General features: G+C 71.4%; 17 protein-coding genes. 14 read left to right on the forward strand and 3 right to left on the reverse strand.

Features of this window, described 5'->3' with window-relative positions:
* Positions 1-760 precede the first annotated feature (760 nt).
* From AV521_RS43425 to AV521_RS43455, 7 genes are all read left to right on the forward strand, one after another.
* Positions 761-2350, forward strand: coding sequence for an acyl-CoA carboxylase subunit beta (locus tag AV521_RS43425; protein WP_076097291.1), 1590 nt, complete (start codon positions 761-763; stop codon positions 2348-2350).
* Between the two features lie 253 nt (positions 2351-2603).
* Positions 2604-3872, forward strand: coding sequence for a beta-ketoacyl synthase (locus tag AV521_RS43430; RefSeq protein ID WP_076097293.1), 1269 nt, complete (start codon positions 2604-2606; stop codon positions 3870-3872).
* On the forward strand, positions 3869-5089 hold the full coding sequence (locus AV521_RS43435; protein ID WP_076097295.1) for a ketosynthase chain-length factor: 1221 nt from the start codon (positions 3869-3871) through the stop codon (positions 5087-5089). Before AV521_RS43430 ends, AV521_RS43435 begins: the two co-directional genes overlap by 4 nt.
* Positions 5090-5196: 107 nt before the next feature.
* On the forward strand, positions 5197-5421 hold the full coding sequence (locus tag AV521_RS43440; RefSeq protein WP_076097347.1) for an acyl carrier protein: 225 nt from the start codon (positions 5197-5199) through the stop codon (positions 5419-5421).
* A 151-nt stretch (positions 5422-5572) separates the two neighbouring features.
* Positions 5573-7351 (forward strand): acyltransferase domain-containing protein, encoded by a 1779-nt coding sequence (locus AV521_RS50205; protein WP_076097297.1) that lies wholly within the window; start codon positions 5573-5575, stop codon positions 7349-7351.
* The gene (locus AV521_RS43450; RefSeq protein ID WP_076097300.1) at positions 7348-7569 is read left to right on the forward strand and encodes a DUF6059 family protein; all 222 of its coding nucleotides are present in this window, start codon (positions 7348-7350) and stop codon (positions 7567-7569) included. The genes AV521_RS50205 and AV521_RS43450 overlap by 4 nt, the downstream gene beginning before the upstream one ends.
* Positions 7570-7642: 73 nt before the next feature.
* Positions 7643-8104: a hypothetical protein gene (locus AV521_RS43455; RefSeq protein ID WP_076097302.1), complete on the forward strand. Its 462-nt coding sequence runs from the start codon at positions 7643-7645 to the stop codon at positions 8102-8104.
* 15 nt (positions 8105-8119) lie between these two features.
* On the opposite strand, the gene AV521_RS47270 is transcribed toward AV521_RS43455, so the two are convergent.
* Both AV521_RS47270 and AV521_RS43465 read right to left on the reverse strand, forming a co-directional pair.
* The gene (locus AV521_RS47270) at positions 8120-9256 is read right to left on the reverse strand and encodes a glycoside hydrolase family 16 protein (protein ID WP_079249706.1); all 1137 of its coding nucleotides are present in this window, start codon (positions 9254-9256) and stop codon (positions 8120-8122) included.
* A 271-nt stretch (positions 9257-9527) separates the two neighbouring features.
* The gene (locus tag AV521_RS43465; protein WP_256725956.1) at positions 9528-12557 is read right to left on the reverse strand and encodes a SpoIIE family protein phosphatase; all 3030 of its coding nucleotides are present in this window, start codon (positions 12555-12557) and stop codon (positions 9528-9530) included.
* A 469-nt stretch (positions 12558-13026) separates the two neighbouring features.
* Between AV521_RS43465 and AV521_RS43470 the strand changes: the two genes are divergently transcribed.
* Positions 13027-15441: an N-acetylmuramoyl-L-alanine amidase gene (locus AV521_RS43470; protein ID WP_256725957.1), complete on the forward strand. Its 2415-nt coding sequence runs from the start codon at positions 13027-13029 to the stop codon at positions 15439-15441.
* 657 nt (positions 15442-16098) lie between these two features.
* On the forward strand, positions 16099-16893 hold the full coding sequence (locus AV521_RS49900) for a hypothetical protein (RefSeq protein ID WP_179023837.1): 795 nt from the start codon (positions 16099-16101) through the stop codon (positions 16891-16893).
* Between the two features lie 890 nt (positions 16894-17783).
* Here the strand turns inward: AV521_RS49900 and AV521_RS43475 are convergent.
* On the reverse strand, positions 17784-17996 hold the full coding sequence (locus AV521_RS43475) for a hypothetical protein (protein ID WP_076097304.1): 213 nt from the start codon (positions 17994-17996) through the stop codon (positions 17784-17786).
* Between the two features lie 315 nt (positions 17997-18311).
* Here AV521_RS43475 and AV521_RS43480 point away from each other — a divergent pair, with 315 nt between their 5' ends.
* The 5 genes from AV521_RS43480 (at position 18312) to AV521_RS43500 (ending at position 22911) form a co-directional block, all read left to right on the forward strand.
* Complete coding sequence (locus AV521_RS43480; RefSeq protein WP_256725958.1) at positions 18312-18914, forward strand: hypothetical protein; 603 nt, start codon at positions 18312-18314, stop codon at positions 18912-18914.
* A gap of 39 nt (positions 18915-18953) precedes the next feature.
* Positions 18954-19694: a YcnI family protein gene (locus tag AV521_RS43485; protein ID WP_076097307.1), complete on the forward strand. Its 741-nt coding sequence runs from the start codon at positions 18954-18956 to the stop codon at positions 19692-19694.
* A gap of 204 nt (positions 19695-19898) precedes the next feature.
* Entirely contained in the window at positions 19899-20138 is a 240-nt protein-coding gene (locus AV521_RS43490; RefSeq protein ID WP_076097309.1) for a hypothetical protein, read from the forward strand.
* Entirely contained in the window at positions 20138-22393 is a 2256-nt protein-coding gene (locus tag AV521_RS43495) for a cation-translocating P-type ATPase (protein WP_107481182.1), read from the forward strand. Before AV521_RS43490 ends, AV521_RS43495 begins: the two co-directional genes overlap by 1 nt.
* A complete protein-coding gene (locus AV521_RS43500) occupies positions 22390-22911 on the forward strand; it encodes a copper chaperone PCu(A)C (protein WP_076097311.1) in 522 nt (173 codons plus the stop codon). The genes AV521_RS43495 and AV521_RS43500 overlap by 4 nt, the downstream gene beginning before the upstream one ends.
* The last annotated feature ends 177 nt before the right edge of the window (positions 22912-23088 follow it).

Raw genomic sequence — 23088 nt, forward strand, 5'->3', positions numbered from 1 at the left:
TGGTCGGCTCAGTCTGCCCGCCTCTCCCGGTGGTCGGCTCAGTCCGCCCGCCTCTCCCGGCGGTCGGCCCAGTCTGCTCGCTTCTGCGCGTGGTCGGTCGAATTCGCCTGGTTCTCCCTGCGGTTGGTGCAGTCGGTGCGCCTCTTCCGGTGGTCGGTCGGGTCGGCTCGTCCTTCCTGGTGGTTGGCTCAGTCTGCTCGCTTCTCCGTGTGGTTGGTTGAATCCGCTTGTTTCTCCCTGCGGTTGGTGCAGTCGGTGCGCCTCTTCCGGTGGTCGGCCGGGTCCGCTCGCTCTTCCCGGAGGTTGGTGCAGTCGGTGCGCCTCTTCCGGTGGTCCGCCGGGTCCGCTCGTCCTTCCTGGTGGTTGGCTCAGTCTGCTCGCTTCTCCGTGTGGTTGGTTGAATTCGCCTGGTTCTCCCTGCGGTTGGCGTAGTCGGTCCGTCCCTCTCTCCCGGTGGTCGGCTCGGTCTGCCCGTTTCTCCGTGCGGTCGGTCGAATCCGCCCGTCTCTCCCCGGGGTTGGCCCAGTTGGCCTGCCTCTTCCGGTGGTCGGCCGGGTCGGCTCGTCCTTCCTGGTGGTTGGCGCAGTCGGTCCGCCTCTCCCGGTGGTCGGTCGAATCCGCCTGGCTTTCACCGAGGTTGGCCCAGTTGGCCCGCCCCTCTCCGGTGGTCGGCCGGGTCCGCTCGCCTCTCCCCGTGGTCGGCCCAGTCCACCGCCCCCGCCTCCAGGGACGTTCGAGGTAGCGGGCCTACGTTCGGCCGATGACGATCCTTGACGACCTCACGGTCTCCACAGCCGCCCCTGACCTGCGCCGAGCCGCCGCGGAGCTGCGTCGTATCAAAGAGGAAGTGAGCCGGGGACCCGATCCCGAGGCCACCCGGCGGCAGCACGCGAAGAACAAGCTCACCGCCCACGAGCGACTGGCGGTCCTCTTCGACGAGGGCACCTTCACCGAGATCGAACCGCTGCGCAGGCACCGCGCCACCGGATTCGGCCTGGAGGACAAGAAGCCGCACGGCGACGGCGTGGTGATCGGCTGGGGCCTGGTCCACGGCCGTACCGTCTTCGCGTACGCCCATGACTTCCGCGTCTTCGCCGGCGCACTCGGCGAGGCCCACGCCGCCAAGGTGCACAAGGTGATGGACCTGGCCGAGGCGGCCGGCGCGCCCCTGGTGTCGCTCAACGACGGCGCGGGCGCCCGCATCCAGGAAGGCGTCACCGCCCTCGCCGGGTACGGCGGGATCTTCCGCCGCAACGTCGCCGCCTCGGGCGTCATCCCGCAGATCAGCGTGATGCTCGGCCCGTGTGCCGGCGGCGCCGCCTACAGCCCCGCCCTGACCGACTTCGTGTTCATGGTGCGCGAGACCGCCCAGATGTTCATCACCGGACCCGACGTCGTACAGGCCGTCACCGGCGAGAAGATCACCCACAACGGCCTGGGCGGCGCCGAGCCGCACGCCACCGCCTCCGGCGTCTGCCACTTCGCCTACGACGACGAGACCGAGTGCCTGGAGGACGTGCGCTTCCTCATCTCGCTGCTGCCGTCCAACAACCGCGAGCTGCCCCCCGCCGCACCGAGCGACGACCCCGCGGACCGGCGCACCGAGGCCCTGTGCGACCTCGTACCGGCCGAGCCGGGCCGCTCCTACGACGTCCGCGACGTCATCGGGGAACTCGTGGACGACGGCGAGTACTTCGAGGTCCACGAGGCATGGGCCCGCAACGTGGTGTGCGCGCTGGCCCGTCTCGACGGGCACACCGTCGGCATCGTCGCCAACCAGCCCGCCGTGCTCGCCGGTGTGCTCGACATCCACGCCAGCGAGAAGGCCGCCCGTTTCGTCTCCACCTGCGACGCGTTCAACATCCCGCTGGTCACCCTCGTCGACGTGCCCGGCTTCCTGCCCGGCGTGGACCAGGAGCACAACGGCATCATCCGGCACGGCGCGAAACTGCTGTACGCGTACTGCAACGCCACCGTCCCCCGGATCTCCGTGGTGCTGCGCAAGGCGTACGGCGGCGCCTACATCGTCATGGACTCCCGGTCCATCGGCTGCGACCTGTCCTTCGCCTGGCCGACCAACGAGATCGCCGTGATGGGCGCCGAGGGCGCCGCGAACGTCATCTTCCGCCGGGAGATCAACGCGGCCGACGACCCCGACGCCGTACGGGCGCAGCGCATCAAGGAGTACAAGACCGAGCTGATGCACCCCTACTACGCCGCCGAACGAGGCCTGGTGGACGACGTCATCGAGCCGGCCGAGACCCGCTCCGTCCTGATCCGGTCCCTGGCCATGCTGCGCGGCAAAAAGGCCGAAGTACCCGCCCGCAAGCATGGCAACCTCCCCACCTGACCTGCGCAGACGCAGGTCCACGCGGACACGAGCGGCCGTCGAGCACATGCACGTTCCATGGGATGCACCGGATACGGCGGCACGCCACAAGCGAGTGGCCGTCCGGCCCGGCCGGCCGGGGCGAGAGCCCATCCACGGCAGCCCCGGCCGCCGCGACAGCGCAGTGTTCCGGACGAAGGGATCGACAGTGGCCCGCACAGTTCCATCCGGCAGGGAGTGCGCGAAGCACCCCGCCCCGTCGAAGGCGAGGTAGATGATGCGTCGAGTTGCCATCACCGGACTGGGCGTCGTGGCCCCTGGCGGGATCGGCGTCAAGGAGTACTGGGACCTGCTCACCGCAGGCCGTACCGCCACCCGCACCATCTCCTTCTACGACCCCTCCCAGTTCCGCTCCCGGGTCGCCGCCGAGTGCGACTTCGACCCGGTGGCCGCCGGCCTCTCCCAGCAGGAGACCCGACGGCTGGACCGCGCCGCGCAGTTCGCGGTCGTCTCCACCCGGGAGGCGCTCGCCGACAGCGGCCTCGACACCTCCGACCTCGACCCGGGCCGGATCGGCACCTCGCTCGGCAGCGCGGTCGGCTGCACCACCAGCCTGGAACGCGAGTACGCGGTGGTCAGCGACGGCGGCCGCGAGTGGCTCGTCGACCACGAGTACGCGATTCCCCAGCTCTACCGGCACTTCGTGCCCAGCTCGATGGCCGCCGAGGTGGGCCGGGCGGCCGGCGCCGAGGGACCGGCGGCCGTGGTCTCCACCGGTTGCACCTCCGGCCTCGACTCGCTCGGCCACGCGGTGGAACTGATCCGCGAGGGCACCTGCGACATCATGATCGCCGGCGCGACCGAGGCCCCGATCTCCCCGATCACCTCCGCCTGCTTCGACGCCATCCTCGCCACCACCCCGCGCAACGACACCCCCGAGAGCGCCTGCCGCCCCTTCGACAAGACCCGCAGCGGACTGGTCCTCGGCGAGGGCGCGGCCGTCCTGGTCCTGGAGGAGCTCGAAAGCGCCCGGGCCCGGGGCGCGCACATCTACGCCGAGATCGCGGGCTTCGCCCAGCGCTGCAACGCGTACCACATGACCGGGCTCAAGCCGGACGGCCGCGAGATGTCCGAGGCCATCGACGCCGCCCTCGCCGAGGCCCGGCTCGACCCGACCACGATCGACTACATCAACGCACACGGTTCCGGCACCAAGATGAACGACCGGCACGAGACGGGCGCGTTCAAGCGCAGCCTGGGCGAGCACGCCTACCGGACCCCGGTCAGCTCCATCAAGTCGATGATCGGGCACTCGCTCGGCGCGATCGGCTCGCTAGAGATCGCCGCCTGCGCCCTCGCCATGGAGCACGGTGTGCTGCCGCCCACCGCCAACCTGCACGAGCCGGATCCCGAACTGGACCTCGACTACATCCCGTTGACCGCCCGGGAGAAGAAGACGGACGTCGTTCTCAGCGTGGGCAGCGGCTTCGGCGGCTTCCAGAGCGCGATGGTCCTCGCGCGACCGGAAAGGAGCATCGCATGACCACGTCCACCGTGGTGACCGGCCTCGGTATCGCCGCACCCAACGGCCTGGGCACCGAGGACTACTGGAAGGCGACCCTCGCGGGCGAGTCGGGCATCGGCCCGGTCACCCGGTTCGACGCCACGCGGTACCCGGCCCGGCTGGCCGGCGAGGTACCGGGGTTCGTCGCCGAGGAGCACATCCCCAGCCGGCTCATGCCGCAGACCGACCACATGACCCGACTCGCCCTGGTCGCCGCGGAATGGGCCCTTCAGGACGCCGGCCTCGACACCGGTGAAGTGCCCGAGTACGGCATGGGCGTGGTCACCTCGGCGTCCGGCGGCGCCGTCGAGTTCGGCCAGCGCGAGCTGCAGAACCTGTGGAGCAAGGGCAAGGAACACGTCAGCGCCTACCAGTCCTTCGCCTGGTTCTACGCCGTCAACACCGGGCAGATCTCCATCCGGCACAAGCTGCGCGGCCCCAGCGGTGTGCTGCTGACCGAACAGGCCGGCGGCATCGACGCGATCGGCCAGGCCCGCCGCCATGTCCGCAAGGGGTTCCAGGCGGTCGTCTCCGGAGGCGTCGACGCGGGCATCTGCCCCTGGGGCTGGGTTCCGCAGCTCACCACCGGCCTGATGAGCACCGAGCAGGACCCGGCCCACGCCTACCTGCCCTTCTCCGCCGAGGCAAACGGATACGTGGTGGGGGAGGGCGGCGCCATCCTGGTGGCCGAGGACCTCGCGGCGGCCCGCGAGCGGGGCGCGTCCCACGTCTACGGCGAGATCGCCGGGTACGCCGCCACGCTCGACCCCGCCCCCGGCTCCGGGCGCCCGCCGGGCCTGGCCAGGGCCGTGCGCACCGCCCTCACCGACGCCGCTCTTACCCCAGCCGACATCGACGTCGTCTTCGCCGACGCCGCCGGAGTCCCGGAGCTGGACCGGGCCGAGGCCGAGGCCCTGGCGGAGGTGTTCGGCCCGAACGCCGTACCGGTGACCGCCCCCAAGTCCATGACCGGGCGGCTGCTCGCCGGCGGAGCCGCCCTCGACGCGGCCACCGCCCTGCTCGCCCTGCGCGACGGGGTGATCCCGCACACCGTGGGTGTCGACGCGGCCGCCGCCGACTACCCGATCGACCTGGTCACCGGGGCGCCCCGGGAGGCGGACCTGCGCAGCGCGCTGGTTCTCGCCCGGGGGCACGGTGGCTTCAACGCGGCCCTCGTCGTACGCCGTACGCCGTGACCGCCCCTTGCCACACCCTGAGTCAGGCACCACAACCATCACCCAACGGAGGACCCACCGTGACCACCACCACGAGCACCACCGTCACCCTGGCCGACCTGACCCGGATGCTGCGCGAGAGCGCGGGTGAGGAGGAGGGCATCGACCTGGACGGCGACGTCCTCGACACGCCGTTCCTGGAACTCGGCTACGACTCGCTCGCCCTGCTCCAGGTCATAGGAGAGGTCCAGCGCACCTACGGCATCAGCGTCCCGGACGACGCGGTCGTCGACGCCGAGACCCCCCGTGCCCTGCTTGAGCTCATCAACTCCGGCCAGGACAACGAGGCCTGAGCCGGACGGTGCGGGCCGCCCCGATTCCGGATCCCCCGCCGCCAGGGGCGGCCCGCACTCCTTTCCCGACCCGACTCCCCCCACACCCCCTGGTTCCTGTCGATCCCTGCCCCACCGCCGCGACGGTCCGCGGCCCACGAGGAGGTACCCCATGCCGCTGACGGCTGACAGCGCGGTGATCCGGAGGCTGATCGTCCGTCCGGGCCCCGCGGGAGAGGACTGGTCGCCCGTGCCGGCGTCGGCCGCCGCGGTCTCCGCGGTGCTGCGGGCCTTCGGCCGCTCCCCGCGCGATCTGCCCGTACGGACCGTCGTCTACGTCGGTGCGCACGCGCCGGACCCCGGACTCGCTCCCGAGCACGAGGGCTTCGCGGTGCGGATCGCCTCGGCGCCCGGCCGCGCCCTGCGCCTGGCCCACCAGGAACTCCACGACCGCACCGCGGACTTCGCGCTCGTCGCCGGATTCGACGAGCCCGAGGTCGGGACCATCACGGTCTACGCGGTGAAACGCGCCGCGGAGGCGGTCGCGGACGGCGACACCGTCCTCGGCACACTCGACTTCACCGCCGCCGGCCCCGACGCCGCGCCGGATCTGAAGGCCCTGGTGCACGGACACCGTGCCACCGACCCGGGCCGGCACCGGCTGCTGCTGTGGTCGGGCCGGGACGAGCGGGACGAGCAGCGGGTGCGCGGCGAACTGCTGCCCCTGCTCTCGGCTCTGCACCACGAGGCGTTCCCGGCGCTGCCCACCACGGTCCCGTGCGGCACCGAGCCCGGACCGGTGCGCGGCGCCGCCGTCACCGTCGCCGCGCTGTCCGCCGCCACGGTGCACAAGGCCAAGGCGGTCACCGCGACGCGGCCCCGGCCCGTCGCCCTGCTCTTCCCGGGCCAGGGCTCCCAGCACCACGCCATGGCGGCCGGCCTGTACGGGCGGGAGCCGGTGTTCACCGCCGCCTTCGACGCGGCCCTGTCCCACATGGGCGACGAGGGCCCGCGGATCCGGGCGGACTGGCTCACCGACGGCCGCCCCCTGATCCCCATCGACGACGTGCGCCGGGCCCAGCCGCTCCTCTTCGCGGTCGACTACGCGCTCGGCCGCATGGTGATCGGCTGGGGGGTGCGTCCCACCGCGGTGCTGGGCCACAGCGCGGGCGAACTCGTCGCCGCGACCATCGCCGGTGCCGTCGCCCTGCCCGACGCGGTCACCATGGTCATGGAACGCGTCCGCCAGGCGGTGAAGATCCCGCCGGGCGGCATGCTGGCGGTGGCGGCGGAGGAGGAGCGCCTGCGCCCCTACCTCCGCGACGACGTGGCGATCGCCGCGGTCAACGCCAACCAGCAGACCATGCTGGCGGGTTCGGCCGAGCCGCTCGCCGAGATCGCCGAGCGGCTGCGGGCGGACCGCCTCACCGTCGTGACCGTACCGGCGACCAGCCCCTTCCACTCCCCGGCGATGGCACCCGCGTCCGAAGCCGTGGAGGCGGCCTACCGCGACATCCCCCTCCGCCCGCCGGCGCTGCCGCTGTACTCCGGGTACACGGGCGAGTTGCTGCGCCCCGAAGAGGCACTGAGCCCCCGCTTCTGGGCCCGCCAGATCACCGACACGGTGTACTTCAAACAGGCCCTGGAGTCCCTCCTCGCCGCCGACGACATGCTGCTGATCGAGGCGGGCCCCAGGCAGACCCTCACCGCCTTCGCCCGCCGGCACCGCGCGGTCCGCCTCGGCGCCAGCGCCGCGATACCCCTGCTCCCGGGCCGCCCCGGCACGGCGGAGGCCGACCGCCAGTCGGTCCTGACCGCGGCCGCCCGGCTGTGGACCGAGGGGCACGTTCCCTCCCCGGTCGCGCTGTCCGCCCTGTGGACGTGGACCGCCGACGCCTGGCACGGGGACACCCCCGCCGCCACACCGCAGCTCGCCGCCGTGACCTCATGACCGGCCTGGCAGCGACGGCGGTGCGCGTACTGAAGGCGATCTACGGCACCTTGGTCGCATCGGGCCGCATGTATGTCTGGACGCCCCTGACAGACCTGCACCCCGAGGGCTCCGGCATCCCGAGCCACCACCCGGAACGCCTCCGCCCCGACCTGCCCCTGACCGACTACGAACGCGCACTGGAACACGAGCTGACAACGGAGGGCCGGGTGCCCTGAGCCCTCCCCCACCCACCGGTGACACCGCGCTACCGTGAGTGGCGACCTGTGCGCGCAGGACGGGAGACGCCGGATGGCCAGAAGGGTGACGGCCGTGTTCGCGGTGGGCGTGGCGGTGATGTGTGCGACCGGTCTGGCGGCCGTGCCCTCGGACTCGGACCTGGAGGTGGTCCGGCTCGACCCGACGGCCGCGCCGCCCGGCGGCAGCACGGTTGTGCACGCCTTTGTGGCCAACCTCGGGCCGGAGCAGACCGCCTCGCCGTTCACGGTGGTCGTGACGCTGCCACCGGGCTTCACCGCCGAGGGGCCGTACTTCCCCGAGGACTGCCGCGCCGAGGACCTCGGCCGCCTGGTGCGTTGCACCTTCGGGCCCGGGCTGGCGCCGTACCGGACGTCCACCGCGCTGGTTCCGGTCCGGGTGCGCACGGACGTGCCCCCCGGCACGAAGGCCGGGGGGCACGTCCAGGTGGTCAGTGCCGACGACCGCGATCCGCGCAACGACCGTACGCCGTTCGCGCTGTCCGTCGACCGCTGATCGGCAGGCTGCTGGTCAGCGGTACACCTTCACGTAGTCCGCCTGCATGGTGATCGGTGCCGAGCCGGTGGGCGCGGGGTGGTACTCGCCGGCGCTGATCGACAGATTGAGGATCAGGTACGCGGAGAAGTCGCTGCCCACGCCGTGGCCGTCGGAGTAGACCTTCTTGCCGTTGACGTACCAGTCCACCGAGCCGGCGCCGTAGTGGGTGCCGATGGTGACCCACCGGCCCGGGGCGACCGCGCCGGAGTTGGTGTAGTAGTCGGAGCCGGAGGTGACGTGGTTGGTCAGCTCCAGCAGGTTCGGGTTGTCCGGGTGGTACTCGAAGGAGTCGATCTCGCCGTTGCCGTTCTTCCAGGTCCACAGGTCCGGCCAGGCGCCGGCGGCGGAAGGCAGCTTGACCCGGGTCTCGGCGTAGTCGCCGGTCTTCACCTGGAAGCCCTCGCTGGAGCGCTCGGTGGTGAGCAGGCCGGTGGTCCACGCCTTCTTGCCGTTCTCCAGGATGTGCGAGGAGGGCTTGGCGGTGAAGGTCGCGACGCCGTTCGAGGTCGTGACGGCGCTCGGGTCCAGCCAGTCGAGCTTGTTGTAGTCCGGGTTGTGGTTGCCGTACCGGTAGGACGAGGTCTTGTCGCCGACCCACTTCGAGTTCCAGGCGATGCCGCCGGAGAAGTTGTCCGACCAGACCATGGACTGGCCGGGTATCGGCGAGCCGCCGTTGCCCGACGGGGGCGTGGTCGCGGTGGACGGGGCCTTGCTCACCGTCAGCTTGTGCGACGGCAGTTTGTGCCAGGCTCCGCCCGATTCCTGCCAGAAGCCGAAGACGGTGTACGTACCGGCCGGCAGTGTGCGCCGGCCGCTGGTGAAGTGCGCGCCGCTCGGACAGATCCGGACGTTCGAGGCGTTGCCCGGGAAGTCCAGATTCTTGCCTGAGGCGTCACGGACACCGACGCCGAGCGTCCTGACCGTGAAGCAACTGGCGGAGTGCACGGTCAGCTGGGCCGAGCCGGCGACGCCCGCGGTCATCGCGGTCGGGGTCAGCCTGTCCTGAGTGACGGAGGTGGTGGCGGAGGCCTGGGCGGCGAACGGCAGGAGCAGCAGCGCGACGGCTGTGCCGACCACGCCCAGGCGGGCAGGGGATATGAAAGGGCGCATGGTGGGGGCTTCCTCAACGGCGCCTGCAAGGGAGTTTGTTGTGGGGACCACGGTCCCGTCCCCGCAGGACTCGGCGTTCCGGCGGCTGAGGCCACCCGGGAGGACCCCCGAAGGCTAGGCAGATGTGCCGTGCGCGTACAACGAGATGTCACTCACACCGGATGATCGACAACGAAGCCACCCATTCCGCCACTTCCGGCCCCTGAGGGGGCTCAGGCATGCGGTCGGCCTTTGAGGCGTCCAACCCACGCACCTAGTGGGGACTTCTGGATCAGACTTGGCCGGTGGGGAGGGGCTGTTCGGTCCAGATGGACTTGCCGGTGCGGGTGTGGCGGGTGCCCCAGCGCTGGCAGAGCGCGGAGATGAGCTGCAGGCCGCGACCGCCCTCGTCGGTGGCCGAGGTGTGGCGGATGTGCGGCGTGGTCAGGCTGGCGTCGGAGACCTCGCAGATCAGTGTGCGGCTGCGGAGCATGCGCAGCCGGATGGGGCCGCAGGCGTGCCGGATGACGTTCCCGACCAGCTCGCTGACGAGGAGCTCGGTGGTCATGATCAGGTCCTCGTCGGCCAGATCCCAGTCGGTGAGCTGGGCGCGGACCAGGTCGCGGGCCTGGCCTGCCGCCAGCGGGTCCTCCGGCAACGGCCACTCGGCGACGTTGTCCGCGTCCAGCGGGTGGATGCGGGCCAGCAGCAGGGCGGCGTCGTCGATCAGCGCACCGTGGGCGGGGAGGAGTGCGGAGGTGAGGGTGGCGCAGAGGGCGTCCAGTCCGGACGCGTCCGCCAGAGAGGCCGGCATGGCGTTCACGGACCGGGAGAGGAGTTCGGCGAGGCGGCTCATACCGGTGGTGACGTCCCTGTCCTTGCTCTCGACCAGGCCGTCGCTGTAGAGAGCGAGCAGACTGCCGGCGGGCAACAGGGTTTCGAGGGTTTCGAAGGGCGGCGCGGCCACCCCCAGTGGCGGGTCCGGGGCCATGGGCAGGAAGGTGACGGGGCCGTCGGGGTGGGCCACCGCCGGGGGCGGCTGACCGGCGCTGGCGTACGACAGACGCTGGGTCACCGGGTCGTAGATGCCGTACAGGCAGGTCGCGAAGGCATCGGTACCCAGCTCGCCGACGATGTCGTTGAGGTGGCCGAGGATTTCGTCGGGCGGCAGCTCCAGCTCAGAGAGGGTGCGCACGGCTGTGCGGAGCCCGCCCATGGTGGCGGCCTCGGCCATGCCGTGGCCCATGACGTCGCCGATCACGAGCGCCACCCGGGCCGCGGAGAGGGGGATCACGTCGTACCAGTCGCCGCCGACATCGGCTCCCTGTTTGGCCGGCTGGTAGCGCGCCGCTGTCGTCACCTCGGGCAGCTCGGGCAGTGCCTGCGGCAGCAGGCTGCGCTGGAGGGTACGGGCCCGGGTCGTCGCCTCGTCGTAGAGCCCGGCCCGCTCCAGGGCCTGCGCGATCAGTCCGCTGAGCACGGTCAGCAGCGTTTGTTCGTCATCGTCCAGAACCCGTGGCCGGCCGAAGGAGATCACCGCCGCGCCGATCTCGCGCCCCGATACCGCCAGCGGCAGAAAGGCCCACGCCTGCTTGCCGCTCTCCCGGGTCAGCGACTCGGCCCCCGGGTAACGCTTCAGGAACTCCTCCGCGGAAGAGATGCAGAGAGGGGTGCGGGTGCGCAGGGCGTCTCCCACCGGATTCGTGGTGTCCGGCACTGTCCAGCGCCCGTCCAGCAGCCGGGTGAAGCGCTCCGAATATCCCCGGGAGCCGATCACGGTCAGCCGGTCGCCGACCACACCGAGCATGATGAGTCCGGTGGCCCCGAAGGGTGTCATGACACCGTCGGCCACCGCCGCAATCACATCCTGGGCCGTGACGGCCTCGGCCAGCTCTCGCGTGATCCGCTGCACCAGGGCCGCCCGCTCCGCGGACGCCCGCTCCGCCGCGGCCCGCTCGACCTCCCGCAGATGCCGCTCGGTGGTGTCGGTGATGTAGAGGGTGAGGCCTTCCGGCACCGGCACCAGCCGCAGGTGGTACCAGGACGTCCCGTCGGGCCCCGGTACGTCGAATCCGGCCGGCCGGCCCTCGGCTGCCGTGGCCCGGCACCGTTCCTCCAGCCCGGGCACGGCACGTACCGCGGGAATGTCCCAGAGCAGGGCTCCGGCCACATCTCCCGCGGGGCCGAAGAGCCGCTCGGCGGCCTGATTGACAAATCCGATGCGCCAGTCCGTGTCCACGGAGACGAAGCCGTCGCTCATGTGCTGCAGCGCCCGCCCCACCGACTCGGCGGCGGCGTGCGTTTCGCTGCTGTCCCGGAGGGAGCCGGTCACCTTCACCGGCGTCCCCTCCTCGTCCGTGACCGTCCGGGCACAAGCCTCGATCCAGACGTATGTGCCGTCCTGGCGCCGGACCCGGTACTCGTTCTGGAAGCCGCCGCGCATCTGGATGCCCGTGTCGAAGCCGGCTACCGCCGCCGGCAGGTCGTCCGGGTGGATCAGCGCCGCCCACGCCTCGATGCCGCCGGTCATCACCTCCGGATCGATGCCGGCCAGCACCTCCTGGACGGGCCGGTCGGCGGTCAGCTCACCGGTGCGCAGGTCCCAGGTGTACGCGATGGAGGGCATCCCTTTCGCGTCCCACGGGGGAGCCTCTCCGGGGGCCGGCCCGTTCTCCAGGGCGCGCAGCAGGGTGGGGGACGGATTGAGGATCCCGGACGACCTGAGCCTCCCGGACATCCAGGCCGCCACCTGGTTCAGAAACGCGCGCTCCGGCGGGCCGGGCTCGGCGCCCGGGGCGAAGAGGACGGAGAGCGCGCCGCGCCGCCGGCCGGTGCCCGGAACGGGAACGGCCAGGTGACCGATGCCGGCGGGAAGCCGGGAAGGCCACAGGGCGGCGGGGTCCCGGCCCGGCACCGGGTCGGGCGGAGCCAGGTCGGGCTGCCAGGCGACGGTGTCGTTGCGAGCGGCCCTGCTGGGCGGCGCCGTACCCCGTGCCGGGATGATCAGCCAGGGCCGGGTCATCGACTCCGGCAGGCCACTGTCGGCGACCAGGTAGAGGACGCCGCTCATGCCGCCCCCCGGGAGATGCACCATGCCGCCCAGGCCGCGCACCTCGGCCACCGCCTGCTGGAGCGCGGTCAGCAGCACTTCGACATCGCACCGGTCCTCGTCGACGGCGTCGAGCAGCCGCATTCGCATGCGGTGTCGCTCCGGGGGCCGTACGGCCTGCATGGTCCGCAGGCCCTGCGGTCGGTGCAGCGGACGGGGGACCTGGGGTATGGACGGGCCGGTGTTGTCCGCGTCGCCGTCTTTGGTGTTCACCACTGCCGACTGTCGCCTCCGCTCACCGCTTGGGTACCCGCTGGGCCACATGCGATCGGATGTGGACCTGAAGCGATCAACATCCGTTCAATCCATCCTAATCGGAATAACTTAGGTCATTTCATCTGCCCTGGGGAGCCTTCCGCGCCTTATTGACCGTATGTGGCGTCAACTCACTCTTCGTTACTGTTGAGGCCCTGTCCGTCGGCTTGGTGCGGCGCCCCTCTCACGCTTTCCGGTGTGCAAGGGCCGCGACAGCCGCTGTCGGCATGCGTCCGTCCCCCGCCCGGGTTCGGGACTTGTGACGCTTGAACATTCGGGTGCGCTGGTATTCCAGGGCGCTCCTGTGACAGCCGCGCCCTGCAATGGCCGTGATGACAACTGCAACGGGGCTTCAGGGTGGGGCATGAGAACTGAACACGGGATTCGGCGCGGTCGCCGTCGAGCCGGCCTCAAGACACGCACGTGGGTGGCGCTGGGGGCGGTCGTCGGCGGGGGCGGTCTGGCCGTGGCGACCGTCGCCATGGCCGGGTCGGCAGGGCGTGCCGGAGCGTCGGCCGCGCCGGGACCGATCAAGACGCATGTCCACTCGCTGCCCCTGACCGGGGCCGACGCGTCGCTCAAGACGCTGGGGGCCCGGTCCACGGCTCCGTTCAGCATGGTGGGTGTCACCTGGAACGGCGCGCACGCCAAGCTGCGCGGCACGGTGGAGGTGCGGACGCGTTCCGCCGCCGGCGGCCACTGGACACCGTGGCTGAAGATGCAGCAGCCGGACGACATCCCGGACGCCGCCGAGCTGAACCGACCCGGTGTGCGGGGCGGGATGTCGCCCATGTGGTCGGGGCCGTCGAACGGAATCCAGGTCCGCGCGACCGGCGCGGGCAGGACGACCGCGCTGCCCGGCGGGCTGCGGGTGGACCTGGTCGACCCGGGCCGGCCCGCCACCGGCGGGACGCCGGACTCCGGCACGGGCCTGGCGGCATACGCCATGGACGCGACCGCCACCGACACCACGACACCGGCGGACAGCGTCACCCCGACCGACACCGCCACGGCCACAGCGGGCGGCGGCACCTCGGGCACCCCGACCGCGACGGACTCCGCCTCGGCCACGGACATCCCCACGGCCACGGACTCGGCATCCATCGCGCCGTCCACCGGGACCTCGGCCTCCGCTTCCGCTTCCACCTCCCCCAGCGCGTCCCCGACGCCCTGGCCCAGCCAGCTTCCGTCGCTGTCCGATGCGTACCCGTCCTGCGCGACCTCCTCCAGCAGCCCCTCCGCGTCCGCGTCGCCGACCCCGCCGAATCCGATGCCGGCCGCGACCGCCTCGACGGTGGCGCCGCCCACCGTGGTCACCCGGGCCGGCTGGGGCGCGGACGAGTGCGCGCGGGACTCGGGTTACCCGACGTACGGCTCGGCGGCGAAGGTGATGTTCGTCCACCACACGGACACCACCAACGACTACTCCTGCGCCGACTCCCCCGCGATCGTGCGCGGCATCTACGCCGAACACCTCAACCAGGGCTGGCGCGACCTCGGTTACAACTTCCTCGTCGACAAGTGCGGCACCATCTTCGAGGGCCGCTTCGGCGGTATGGCGCTGCCCGTCGTGGGCGCCCAGACCTACGGGTTCAACACCAACAGCATGGGCGTGGCCGCCATCGGCACGTACACCGACCTCAGCGGCGGCGACTCCACGGCCAGCACCTTCCCCGGGGCCACACCGAGCCAGGCGATGCTGGCCTCCATCGCCCGCATCGCGGCCTGGAAGTTCGGCATGACCGGCGTGAACCCGGGCACCGGTACCGCGTCGCTGCCCGAGGGAGCCTCCGACAGCTACGGCTTCACCCTGGGCAACAGCTACGGCTTCAGCGTGATCTCCGGGCACCGCAACGGCTTCGCCACCGACTGCCCCGGCAACCAGCTCTACAACGCCCTGAGCACGATCCGCTCCTACGCGGCCGGCCCGGTCGGCGCGGTATCCGTCACCGGGATGTCCGGCGGGGCGGCCAAGTCCGGGACGAGCTACTACACCAAGGGCGCGGCCACGGTGAGCTGGACGACCGCCACGCCGTCCGCGGTGATCTCCGGCTTCGATGTCCTGGTCGACGGCCAGGCCGTGGCACACACCTCCGGCTCCGCCCGCTCCGCCTCGGTCTCCGTGACCGCCGGCAGCCACACCGTCCAGGTCCGCGCCACCCACGTCCGTGGGGCGACCACGCTGTCCGGCCCGGTCGCCCTGGTCGGTGACACGACCGCGCCCACCTTCCCGACCGCTCCCGGCGTACAGGTGCGCACCGGCACGGTGAGCTCCATCTCGGTCCCGGTCACGGTGACCTGGAAGGCCGCCGACAACGCGGCGCTCGCCGAGGTCATGGCGACCTCGCCGTCCTCAGCCGCCTTCGGCCCGACGGTGACCTCCTGGTCGACCAGCGCCAAGCCCGGCACCTCGGACCTGTTCGCGCTGAAGGCGTACGACGTAGCAGGCAACACCGGCGGCGCCTCCGTCTACCGGACGCCGAACATCATCCAGGAGACCTCCACCACCCGGACCGGCAGCTGGACGCACCGGAGCGGTACCAGCTACCTGGGCGGCTACTCCTACAGTTCCTCGTCCGCCGGGGCCTCGATCAGCTGGACCTTCACCGGACGCTCGGTGGCCTGGATCGTCTCGCGGGCCGCCACCTCGGGCCAGGCGTACATCTACGTCGACGGCACCAAGGTCACCACGGTGGACCTGAAGTCCTCCACCACCCTCTACCGCCAGGCGATCTGGACCAGGACCTGGTCCAGCTCCGCCAGGCACACCCTGAAGATCGTCGTGGTCGGCACCTCGGGCCGCCCGACCGTCACCACCGACGGCATCGCAACCATCGGCTGAACCGTCGGCCGCACCTCACCAAGCAGCCCTCTGTCCGCGAAAGTCCGCGGGCAGAGGGCTCTTTCGGGCACATCCGGCTTCACCGCCTGATGGGTGTGCGCCCTTCATGGCCAGGCCGTGACGCCGACAAGTGCGCGCCTTCATAAGCGTGGAGTTCTCGCAACCATGTCCGTCCACCCGTGACACTCCTGACGTGCGGCGCGCTGACAGGAGTGACCCCGGGCGGGGTCATGGCGCCCATTCTCCGGGGGGAGGTATGCAGGCGCCGATGTGCAGGGGCAGGCTCGGTTTCCCCCCGTGACCCGGTCTGCCCCCTGCACGCACTGTTGACCCCTGTATCCGGCCCGGCTGTGGCACGGCGACATCTTCGTCCGAACTCATGACTGACGACGAAGACAGGCTGTTCGACGGGTTCTTGTCCGGTGCACAGCGCCTGGGCCACGAGGCCTGATGACCGTTCGGGGGAGGAGAGCCGGGTTGATCAGATGTGCCAGGCACTGAAGCGGCACAGGCGGCGGGAGTTCCGCTGCTCTCAGGGGCAGATGGGGAAAGCCCCCGGACTGTGATCGGCCGGGAGACTTTCGCGTGCGTCGACTGGCGCTGTCACTACCACTCGTCGTGGTCGCAGACCACCCGGAAGCTGCCCACGACGCCGTGGTGACCGAATTCGCCATCGCCGTCGAAACCGGATTCGTCGCCGTGGCCATGGGGCGCTACGCCGAAGGTCTCGCTTCGGGGCCCCACGATGGCGACCGGAGGGCCGCCGTCGCAGTCGAAGCCACGGAAGACTTCGACGGTCCTCCTGCTTTCATTGCGGACATTGAAGCTGTCCGCGCCCAGTCCGCTGGCTGCGGTGATGCACCCCTCGATGAAGCCAGGGAACGAACGTTCGTTGAAGAAGATCCTTCCGCCCCTCCTGTGGCCGCCGTCGCGTCCGCCGCGGTCACGACCACCCCCGCCGTCGCGTTCGCCGCGGTCACGACCACCCCCGCCGTCGCGTTCGCCGCGGTCACGACCACCCCCGCCGTCGCGTCCCCCGCCGTCGCGTCCGCCCCCGCCGTCGCGTCCGCCGTCGCGGCTCCCGTTTCCGCCTCCGCCTCCGCCCCCGCCCCCGTTCTTCGCGCCCGAAGGAGCCTTGGCGGAAGCGGAAGGAGCTGTGGATGCGGCGTGTTGCGTGGGCTGGGCGGCGTGGTGGGCCGGTTGGGCCGGGTGGTGGAGTGGCTGGGCTGCCCGGTGGACAGGCGGGGAAGCCGGAGCGGATTCGACGGTCGAGGCATAGGTGATGCCGGCGGCTGCAAGAACGGTCGCGCCTATTCCGGCGCCGACCACGGTGAAAGCACGCGAGGGCATGGGCACTTCTCTCTTTCTTATGTGCGTCGGCCGGTCGACCGACCTGCGATGAACGTACCGACAGCACGCATAACTGGCATTCCGGGCATGTCCAAGGTGTGATGCCGTGAGGCCAACCAGGTGTCAGAAGCTCAGGGCGGTACGTGCCCGCAGCCGTAGGCCATCGGCAAAGGCGCCGGCAGGATTCGACCCGCGGCACCCGCATCGGGAGTTGCGGTCGGCCCAGGTACCCAGGTGCCCAAGCTCGACTCCATGGTGTGTCCGCTGGCGGAGGTGGAACATCACACCGGTGTACGTCGCGCGCCAGAGACGGCCCAGCCTCGATCACTGGATGTGGTCTGTCCGAGCCCCAGCCGGTGACAGTCGGCCGGCGGCGGGCCGGCTGTCCCCAACCGGGGCAAGCCGCGGCCCCTGGGTGGCGATTCGGGGACGTCCGCGCGTCGGCCCCTCAGCTTGGGAAGCCAAGGTGATCCGGAGTTTGCTGCCGGGCGGATCTGCGGCGGAAGCTGCCTATGCCGGATGGGTGTTTTCCCAGGCCAGCCGTCTGGTGTCTGGCCTGGGAAAACACCCATCCGTCGTTCTCACGTGTTCACGGGCTTTCCCGGCCTCATGTGTGCTGAATGCGTTCCGGCAGAGGGCCCCCGAAGGTACGCCGCAGGAGCGGGATTCGATCGCCGTCGACCCGGACACCGGCAAGGTGACCGACGTGCTGCAGTTGGCGGACTAGCCGCCGCCGGCCAAGCCGACCCGGTGAGGCATCGACGCGCGCGCGAGCATCCTGTTCGGCCCCGCCGAGCCAGACGCGGGTTTCACCTGAGCAGTCGGCTGAACAGGTCGGCGAGTTCAGCCTCGTTGGTGTGACCTGACACACCCCGTCGGTTGCGGCCCGCGTGCAGCGATCGAAGCAGGTGGTCGCTGACGCGGGCCGGCTTCCGCGCAGGGCAGTCCCGGCATCGGTTCACCAGAGCCAGAGAGTGCCCTGCGGCGGTGGGTCAGGCGATGCCGTCCAGTTTGCCGTTCTTGGCGTCGGCGACGAGGGACGAGAACTGGTCGGCGCTCATCTGGACGCGTTGGCCGAAGTCGTCGGTCAGGACGATGCGGCGGTCGGCCGAGGCACCGGGGTCGACGAACAGCTGGGGACAGCCGCAGTCGCACTCGCCGCAGAACGTGGCGACGGGTTCCAGCCCGCTGATGTCGTGGGTCATGCTGTTCCACCTCCGTGGACGTGGGGGCGCGGCGTTCCGGTGCCCGATGCCCGGACCGGTCCGGTGGCCGCAGGGGACTGTCCCGGGGATACCCGGCGCGGCAATGGCGGACGCGCGGCCGCGTCGTGTGCGGGGGTGCAGGGGGCGGCAGGTGTGAGCGCGTGCTCCTTGGGCTGCTTCCGGTGCTTCGATTTCGCCAGGGTGGCCGGGAACTGAACTGCACTCGCGTCCGACTCCTTGGGAGGAGGCGGATTGCCCGGGCGCTCGTGGACGGTGCTGAGTGTGTGTGGAGAAGGGGATGGACCCCTTGGCTCCGTGGCAGCACCTGATGCCGTGAGCGTGTCCTGGGCGGTGCGAAGCGTGCGCGCGGCGGTGTTCGCCGTGCTGTGCGTGCTGCTCGCAGCCGGGGGGCACGCACTGGCCACACGCGCCGCCCCTGCGGTGTGGGTCCAGGTCGCCGCGTTCGTGCCGGTCTTCGTGGCCGGCTGTCTGCTGGGCGGGCGGGAGCGGTCGCTGGCCGCCATCGGCCTCGGGACGCCGGCCGCCCAGTGCGGGCTGCACCTCGCCTTCCACGCCGCGCGGCCACAGCACGTCGCGATGGCCATGCGCGGCATGCGGATGGTCCATGACCATGCGCTCACGCCGCACGCCACCGCCGCCCATGTCGGGGCGGCCGTGATGCTGACCTGGTGGCTGCGCCGCGGTGAGGCCGCGTTGTGGTCGCTGCTGCGACGGGCGGTCGCGTTCATGCCGGGGCTCGCCGCCTGGTGGCAGGTGGCAGGTGCGGTGCGGAGCGTGTCGGACGCACCGGGGCTCGTGGGGCGGGCCGTCGGTGAGCTGTGGTCGGTGAGACAGGTGCGGCTGAGGTATGCCGTTCACCGGCGGGGGCCACCGATGGGGATGTCGTCCGCGATCTGACCCCCGACATCCCTCCCCAGTACGGAGATTCATCACCTCATGTCCCCGAACCGTATCGCCCCGCGCCGCGCCGGTGCCGTCACCGCGCTGACCGCCGCCGGACTCCTCGCCGCCGCCGGGATCGCCTCCGCCCACGTCACCGTCCACCCCGACAGCTACGCCAAGGGCGCCACCGACGGCGTGCTGACCTTCCGCGTGCCCGACGAGGAGGACAACGCCAGCACGAACGAGGTCCAGGTCTTCCTGCCCACCGATCACCCTGTTCTCGGTGTGCTGGTCCACCCGCAGGACGGCTGGACCGCTCAGGTCACCAACACCAAGCTCAAGACGCCCCTCAAGACGGACGACGGCACCATCACCGACGCCGTCTCCGAGATCACCTTCACCGGCGGCAAGATCGCGCCGGGCCAGTACGAGGACTTCAACGTCGCCTTCGGGCAGCTGCCCGACGACACCGACCAGCTGACCTTCAAGGCTCTCCAGACGTACTCCGACGGAAAGACCGTCCGCTGGATCGAGACGCCCTCCGGCGGCCAGGAGCCGGAGAACCCGGCGCCTGTCCTCAAGCTCACCGCCAAGGGCGCGGACGAGAGCGGCAGTACCTCGACCGGCTCGCCGGCGAACTCGAAGACCTCCGCGAGCGCCAAGTCGACCGCTTGGAGCAGCGACTCGACCGCCCGTGGCCTCGGCATCGCCGGGCTTGTCGTGGGCGTGCTGGGCCTGGCGGCGGCCGTGTTCGCCGTCCTGCGCAGCCGCTCCACGGGATCCCGGGCCGAGTAGCGCAGGTGCCCTGCCGACGGCCGGAACCCGGGAACCCGTCGGCAGGGCGTCTGTCCGTCGGTGCGCAACATCAGAGAACAGTTGTTCGTTATGTGATGTGTGCCATAGGTGTGCTCCGGAACTCGGGCGTCCGGTGGCCCGACTCCTGAAGCGGTACGGCTCGATCCGACCGGCGCCGTACGACGTGATCTGGAGACGCGGTTGATGGACGAATCCCGGCAATCCTCCTCCAACGCGGGTGCGGTACTGCGGAAGCTGGTCCCACCGCCTGCCCTGTGCGGGTTCCTTCTCCTGCTGGCGCTGATGTTCGCGGTGTCGTACGCCGTCGGTGCGGCCGCCGGACCCGTCGCCCCCGGTATGCACGGCACAGGCGTGAGTCCTGGCGGCGGCAGTGAAGGCGGAGGCGTCGACGACATGGGCGACATGCACGGGGGTGGCCACTGATGGGAGCGGAACCCGTGGGCACCCTCGTCACGACCGACCTGACTGTCGGCGGCATGACCTGCGCGGCCTGCGTGAGGCGGGTCGAGAAGAAGCTCGGCAAGCTGGACGGGGTCACGGCGACCGTCAATCTGGCCACCGGCCGCGCCCGGGTGAGCCATCCGGCGGAGATCAGTCCAGAGGACCTCGTCGCGGCCGTCGAGAAGGCGGGCTATACGGCTGCCCTGCCCGAGCCGCCCAAGAAGCAGAAGCGCGAGGACGGCGCCGAGGACGAGGGCGCCCGGCAAGAGCGCGACCGGCTCGTGATCACCGCGCTGCTCGCGTTGCCGGTGCTCGTGCTGTCGATGGTCCCCGGCCTTCAGTTCCGCAACTGGCAGTGGCTGTGCTTCATGCTCGCGGCGCCCGTCGCGGTGTGGGGAGCCTGGCCGTTCCATGTGCGGGCTGTGCGCGGGCTGCGGCATGCGGCGGCGACGATGGACACCCTGGTGTCGCTGGGTGTGGTGGCCTCTTTCTCCTGGTCGGCGTACGCGCTCTTTCTCGGCGGTGCCGGTGAGCCCGGGATGCGGATGCCGTTCACCCTCGTGCCCTCCGCCTCGGACGGCGCCGCGCACATCTACCTCGAAGCGGCCGTCGGCGTACCGCTGTTCGTCCTGGCCGGCCGCTTCCTGGAAGCGCGTGCCCGGCGCGGGACAGGGGCGGCGCTGAGGTCGCTCGCCCAGCTCGCCGCCAAGGACGTCTCCGTACGTGAGGACGGCACCGAACGGCTGGTTCCCATCGAGCGGTTGGGTGTCGGACAGGTCTTCGTCGTACGGCCCGGAGAGCGGGTCGCCACCGACGGCGAGGTCGTGGAGGGCGCCTCGGCCGTGGACCTGTCCCTGGTCACCGGCGAGAGCGAGCCGGTTGAAGTGGGCACGGGATCGGCCGTGGTCGGCGGGGCCGTCAACGCCGGCGGCCTGTTGCTCGTACGGGCCACGGCCGTCGGCGCCGACACCCAGCTCGCCCGGATCACCCGCCTGGTCACCGAGGCGCAGGCGGGCAAGGCGCGGGCGCAGCGGCTGGCCGACTCGGTGGCCGGTGTCTTCGTACCCGTGGTGCTGGCGCTGGCCGTCACGGCGCTCGGCTTCTGGCTCGGTGCGGGAGCCGATCCTCAGGCGGCCGTCACCGCGTGTGTGGCAGTCCTCGTCGTCGCCTGTCCCTGCGCACTCGGCCTGGCGACCCCGACCGCGCTGATGGCCGCGACCGGCCGGGGTGCTCAGTTGGGCGTTCTGGTCAGTGGACCGCAGGCTCTGGAGGGGCTGCAGCACATCGACGCGGTCGTGCTGGACAAGACCGGCACTCTCACCTCCGGCCACATGAGCGTCGCCCGGGTCACCGCGGTACCCGGCGGGCTCGGGAAGGAGGCGGTGCTGAGGCTGGCCGGAGCTGTCGAGCAGGGCTCGGAGCACCCGCTGGGCCTGGCCATCGCCGCGTATGCCGGGCGGGCCGCGCAGGGACAGCCGACGCCGGACGTGACCGAGTTCGGCGCCACACCGGGGCAGGGGGTGCGCGGCCGGGTCGAAGGCCGCCTGGTCGAAGTCCGCGCGCCGGACGATGACTTGCCCACGGTCCTCGCGGACGCCCTGTCCAGGGCCGAGGCCGCCGCCCACACACCCGTCCTGGTCCGCGTCGACGGCGTGGCCGAGGCCCTGATCGAGGTCGGGGACGTCGTACGCCCCGGAAGCTACCGTGCCGTGGACCGCCTGCGGCGGCTCGGCGTCCACCCGGTGCTCGCCACCGGTGACCGGGAAGCGCCCGCGCAGGCCGTGGCGTCGGCCCTGGGCGTCGACGAGGTGCACGCCCGCTGCACCCCCGAGGGCAAGGCCGACCTCGTACGGGACTTGCAGGAGCAGGGCTACCGGGTCGCGGTGATCGGCGACGGTGTCAACGACGCCGCCGCACTCGCCGGTGCCGACCTCGGCATCGCCATGGGCAGCGGCACCGACGTGGCCATCGGGGCGGCCGACGTGACGCTGGTGCGCGGTGACATCGAGGCTCTCGCGGACGCGGTCCGGCTGGCCCGGCGCACGCTGGGCACCATCCGCGCCAACCTCGTGTGGGCGTTCGGCTACAACGTCGTCACCGTGCCGCTCGCCATGGTCGGCCTGCTCAACCCGATGTTCGCCGCGGCCGCGATGTCGGCCAGCTCGCTGCTGGTGGTCGGCAACAGCCTGCGGCTGCGCGCCTGGCAGCCCTCGTCCGCCCGGAGGCGTACCCGATGACCCGGCAGAACCCCTGGCGGCCGTCGCGCCGCCGGCTGACCGACACCCTGCTCGCCGCGGCCGTGCCCGTGGCCGCGTGCAGCCTCGCCCTGGGTGGCCTGACCACCTGGGTCGGGGCCGGGAAGGCGGGCAGCCCGGCGCGGATCGCCGTCACGTCCGGGCGCGTGCTCCTGCCCTACGGCGGCAGCACGGAGACCGCGGCGTTCCTCGACGTCTCCAACCTCGGCGGCGCGGACGACCGGCTGGTGAAGGTGACGTCCACCGACGCGCGCGGCGAGATCACCCTCAGCCGTCACCGCACCACCGACAGCGGGGCCGCGTACAAGGCCGACGTGAACTCGGTGACCGTCCCTGCCGGTGGTGAGCTGTCCATGTCTCCGCAGGGCGTGGACCTGACCCTGCGGGCGCGGGCGGGGTGGCGGGCGGGTGACCTGGTGTCGTTCACGCTGCACTTCGAGCGCAGCGCGCCGGTCACGACGATCGCGGTGGTGATCCGCTCCGGCGACGGAGTCTCCTGATCAGCTGCGCCCTGGGAGCAGTTCGGCCTTGACGGGTGTGCTGTCGCCGGAAAGCCGCGGCCGGAAAGTGCTTCCCGGAGAGATGTCGGGTAGGAACCCTCGTCAGTTCCGGCGTGGCGTCGTGGTATGGATCACAGGCTGCGTATTGAGTGTGGTGCCCGGTGGATTTCCGTACCC

Source organism: Streptomyces sp. IMTB 2501, assembly GCF_001953885.1.
In the GTDB taxonomy this organism is placed as follows: domain Bacteria; phylum Actinomycetota; class Actinomycetes; order Streptomycetales; family Streptomycetaceae; genus Streptomyces.